5 protein-coding genes are annotated in these 4,595 nt (G+C 33.9%); all 5 read left to right on the top strand.

Annotated elements, in window-relative coordinates; all coding sequences use genetic code 11:
• Positions 1–141: 141 nt before the first annotated feature.
• Positions 142–1,305 (top strand): ABC transporter substrate-binding protein, encoded by a 1,164-nt coding sequence (locus tag V7149_RS22735; protein WP_335347860.1) that lies wholly within the window; start codon positions 142–144, stop codon positions 1,303–1,305.
• Positions 1,306–1,386: 81 nt separating this feature from the next.
• On the top strand, positions 1,387–2,268 hold the full coding sequence (locus tag V7149_RS22730) for a branched-chain amino acid ABC transporter permease (protein ID WP_335347859.1): 882 nt from the start codon (positions 1,387–1,389) through the stop codon (positions 2,266–2,268).
• Between the two features lie 12 nt (positions 2,269–2,280).
• Positions 2,281–3,219 (top strand): branched-chain amino acid ABC transporter permease, encoded by a 939-nt coding sequence (locus V7149_RS22725; RefSeq protein ID WP_335347858.1) that lies wholly within the window; start codon positions 2,281–2,283, stop codon positions 3,217–3,219.
• Positions 3,206–3,973: an ABC transporter ATP-binding protein gene (locus tag V7149_RS22720; RefSeq protein ID WP_335347857.1), complete on the top strand. Its 768-nt coding sequence runs from the start codon at positions 3,206–3,208 to the stop codon at positions 3,971–3,973. The genes V7149_RS22725 and V7149_RS22720 overlap by 14 nt, the downstream gene beginning before the upstream one ends.
• The coding region (locus V7149_RS22715) for an ABC transporter ATP-binding protein (protein ID WP_335347856.1) at positions 3,974–4,595 on the top strand (622 nt) is incomplete at its 3' end.

Raw genomic sequence — 4,595 nt, 5'->3', positions numbered from 1 at the left:
CTACTAAACTAAAGTTTACATCTTAGGAAACGTCAGAATAATAGTTTATGCCACTAAAAGGAAGTAAAATTTTTTACAACATGAGAAACTCCGAGTCCTATTTACTGATAACTCAATAAAAATTATCTGGGGTGAGATTGCATGAAAAAAATGCTCTATCTATTATTATTAGTTTTTTCTTTAATATTATCAGCTTGTAGTTCAGAAAATACAGATGGAAAGGAAGGCTCTACCGATTCAAAAAAGAATACCCAAGATGTTATAAAAATTGGTTGGTTTGGACCATTAACAGGACCAACATCAACTGACGGGCAAATAAGTTTAAATGCTTCACAACTAGCTGTAGATCAAATTAATGAAAATGGTGGAATTAATGGACAAAAGGTAGAAATAATTTCTGTTGACGACCAAGGTAAGCCGCAAGAAGCCGCAAAAGGTGTTCAAAAGTTAATAAATAGTGATAAGGTAGCTGCCGTTATTAGCGGGGCTTATTCAGGTCCAACTTTAGCAGCGGCGTCTCTGGCACAAAAAGAAGGCGTACCAATGATTGTTTCATATGCGAAACATCCGGAAGCTACAAAGGGCGGGGACTACGTTTCTAGAATGATCTATACCTCCAATGTACAAGCAAAAGCTCTTGCTGATTATGCAGTAAATGAAGAAAAATTAAAAACCTTTGGTATTGTGTATATGAATATTGATTATGGAACCGAAAGCAAGGTCGCTTTAGAGAAAGAAATAAGTGAACTAGGCGGAAAAGTTTTAGTAAGTAAACAATTTAATATGGGTGATACTGATTTTAATTCAGCGCTATCTGCTATAAAGGAACAAAAACCTGATGCTTTATTTGTTGTAGCCTACTACAATGAGGGATCTTCCATCGTAAGCCAAGCAAAACAAATGGGCCTAGAATCTAGAATAATCGGCATTGATGGGTTGGATGCACCAAAATTTCTCGAATTAGCTGGTGATCATGCTGAAGGAACTGTCATTACTACCTCATTCTATACGGCAGATGAGAGAGAAGTTGTTCAAAACTTTGTTAAAGCCTATAAGGAAAAATTCAATACTGATTTAAGCATTACAGCTTCCCAAAGCTATGATGCGGTATTAACGATAAAGGATGCAATTGAACGTTCAAGTACTGATAGAGAGGAAATTGCTAAAGCAATTAATTCAACTAAAGATTTAGAAGGCACCTCAGGAAATATTACAATTGATGAAAATCATGAAGTCGTTAAGCCAATCGTATTCATGAAAGTTGAAAATGGAGAATTTAAATACCTACATTCAAAAACATATTAATTTTATAAGTGGAGATAAAAGGGATTCAATTTATTATTGTATCCCTTGTTTTCCTTTATAACGGTAAAGGGGTGGGATGACTTGATAGTTGAACAGTTAATTAATGGGATAGCATTAGGTTTTGTATATGTATTAATAGCGCTTGGGCTAACAATGGTATACGGAGTTTTAAAAGTTTTGCACTTTGCCCACGGTGTTATATATATGGTCGGAGCCTTCTCGGCTATGGTCGGAATTTTATATCTAAATCTTTCTTTTATTACCGCTTTGATATTTGCCTTAGTAATTTCCGGACTGGTTGGTGTAGGGATTGAAAAGTATGCTTATAGACCTCTTAAAGATGTCCATCCAATTACGGTTCTAATAAGTGGTGTAGGAATAGCTATATTACTTCAAAATTTGTTTCAAATTATTTTTACATCTGATTCTCATGCCTTTCCAAAAACAAATATTGCCGTACATAGTATTGATATTTTTGGGATTGCGTCATTAACGAATATTAAACTTTATATGATCATAATCGGACTTATTGTTTTAGCTTTGCTTTACCTCTTCTTGAATTTCACCAAAATAGGAATAGCTATTAAAGCAGTTTCTCAGGATCGAAAGGCAGCTGCATTAATGGGTATAAATGTTAATAGAATTGTCATGGTTACTTTTCTGCTTGGTTCTATGTTAGCAGCTTTAGCTGGCATAATAACAGCGTTAAATTATAATTCACTATCGCCAGCTATGGGGGATATTCCCGGATTAAAAGCTTTCTGTGTTGTTGTGCTAGGTGGTTTAGGTTCAATTCCTGGAACAGTCTTAGGTGGATTAATATTGGGAATAGCAGAGGCATTAAGTACAGGATATTTAGAAGGGATGCCTATTGATACGAATGCCATCGCTTTTATATTGCTGGTTGCTATTTTACTAATAAAACCTTCAGGAATATTCGGAAAGAATATAGAAAAAGTGTAGGTGATATCATTGTTGGATTTCATTAACCCATATTACGTAGATATTTTAATATTTTTAGTGATTAATATTCTTTTAGGCCTAGGATTGAATTTAACAACTGGGTTTGCAGGACAAGTTTCTTTGGGACACGCAGCATTCTATGGAATTGGCGCATACACTTCAGCTATATTATCTGCTAATTATGGTGTGAATGTTTGGATATCTATGGTAATTGCTGTTGTAGTAACCTTCTTATTAGGTGCACTTTTAGGACTGCCAAGTTTGCGTTTAAGGGATGATTTTCTCGCAATTACAACATTGGGTTTGGGACTAGTTGCACACTCATTCTTTAATAATTCCCAAATTACAGGAGGGGCATATGGAATAAATTCTATACCCGCCCCTAACTTTTTTGGTTTAGAGGTGGAGAATGTAGGATATCTCGTTTTGGTTGTAATTGCATTAATCGCAGCCATCTATATTATGAGGAAAATAACACGGTCTAGAATTGGGAGAGCTTGGGTGACTATAAGAGAAGATGAAACTGTAGCTCAATCGATGGGAATCAATACCATGTATTATAAAGTATTAGCCTTTGCAATCGGAGCAGCCTTTGCAGGGGTTGCAGGAGCCTTATTTGCTCATAAAATTTACTTTGTAAATGCTGACTCTTTTACGTTTACAACGTCAGCAACAATCCTAAGTATGATAGTTATTGGTGGATTGGGTAGTATAAGGGGAACTTTATTAGGTGTGACACTTTTATACACAATACCGGAACTATTTCATATTTTTGATGTAGGAAACATTTTGAACTTAAATTATTTAGATAATTATAAAATGATTCTTTATGGATTACTTATGGTTTTAGTTATGAGATATAGTCCTAAAGGATTGATAGACATAAAAAATATTAAAATTAGAAATTTAAAACCAGCTGTGAAAAGTGGTGATCAGAATGTTGGAAGTTAAAAATGTATCAAAGTTTTTTGGCGGAATAACAGCTATAAATAATGTAAGTCTGAAGGTACAAAAAGATGAAATTTTTGGTTTGATTGGACCAAATGGTGCAGGTAAAACAACATTGTTTAATATGTTAACAGGAATTTATACTCCTAATAATGGTGAAATAGTATTTGAAGATACTATGATTCAAAAGTTAAAACCATTTCAAATAGCAAGATTAGGAGTTTCAAGGACATTCCAGAATATAAGGTTATTAGGTAATGAGACTGTTGCAGAAAATGTAAAGATAGGAATGTTTCGAAAGACAAAGTCGGGTTTAATTTCTGCTATATTGAATAGCAAATTTCAACGGACAGAAGAGACAGTTGTTGAAGAAAAAGTTAAACAAACATTGATGGAGGTTGGTTTAGAAAAGTATATGGATTTAAATGCAGGTAATTTATCTTATGGAAATCAGCGTAAGGTAGAGATAGCCCGTGCACTTGTATCTGATCCAAAGCTTATTTTATTAGATGAACCATGTGCAGGTATGAATGATACTGAGGTAGAAGAAATTAATTTATTGGTAAAAAGAATACGTGACAATGGGACAACAGTGATTATTATCGAACATAACGTCCCGATGCTAGTAGGATTGTGTGATAATATGGCTGTATTAAATCACGGTGAGAAAATTGCTGATGGTTCTCCTGAACAAGTTACTTCTGATAGCGCTGTAGTAAAAGCCTACATAGGAAGTGAAGAAGAGGAAGTGATTTAATTGCTAATAATAGAAAATTTAAATGTTTTTTATAACCAAATTCATGCAGTAAAAGATCTCAATTTGGAGTTAAATAAAGGAGAAATAGTAACATTAATGGGATCTAATGGTGCTGGAAAGTCTTCAAGTTTAAATGCGATTTCTGGATTAATAAAATCCTCAGGTTCAATACTTTTTAATGGTGATGAAATAAATAAATTAAGTCCGGATCAAATTGTAAAAAAAGGAATAGTAATGGTTCCAGAAGGTCGAAGGATTTTCCCAAAATTAACTGTTTTGGAAAACCTGCTATTAGGGGCATATACAAGAAACGTTACAAATAATATAAAAGCAAATGAATTAGAAGAGATATTTGAATTGTTTCCTAGACTTGAAGAGAGAAAAAGACAATTAGGTGGTACTATGAGTGGCGGGGAACAGCAAATGTTAGCAATAGGCAGAGCATTAATGGGTAAACCAAAAGTTTTAATGCTCGATGAACCGTCAATGGGGTTAGCACCTATCGTTGTAAAAGATATTTATGAAACGATTAAGAAAATTAAAGGTCAAGGTCTAACAATTTTATTAGTTGAACAAAATGCAAAAAAAGCATTATCTGTTGCTGATAGGGCATATATTATAG

The organism is Bacillus sp. JJ1503, assembly GCF_036965125.1.
Classification (GTDB): Bacteria; Bacillota; Bacilli; order Bacillales; family Cytobacillaceae; genus Cytobacillus.
Note: the sequence above shows the minus strand (reverse complement) of the source record. Positions and strands in the feature narration are given on the sequence as shown.

Coding starts and splice junctions, on each gene's coding strand:
- V7149_RS22735 (WP_335347860.1), top strand. CDS start 142: ATGAAAAAAATGCTCTATCTATTATTATTAGTTTTTTCTTTAATATTA.
- V7149_RS22720 (WP_335347857.1), top strand. CDS start 3,206: ATGTTGGAAGTTAAAAATGTATCAAAGTTTTTTGGCGGAATAACAGCT.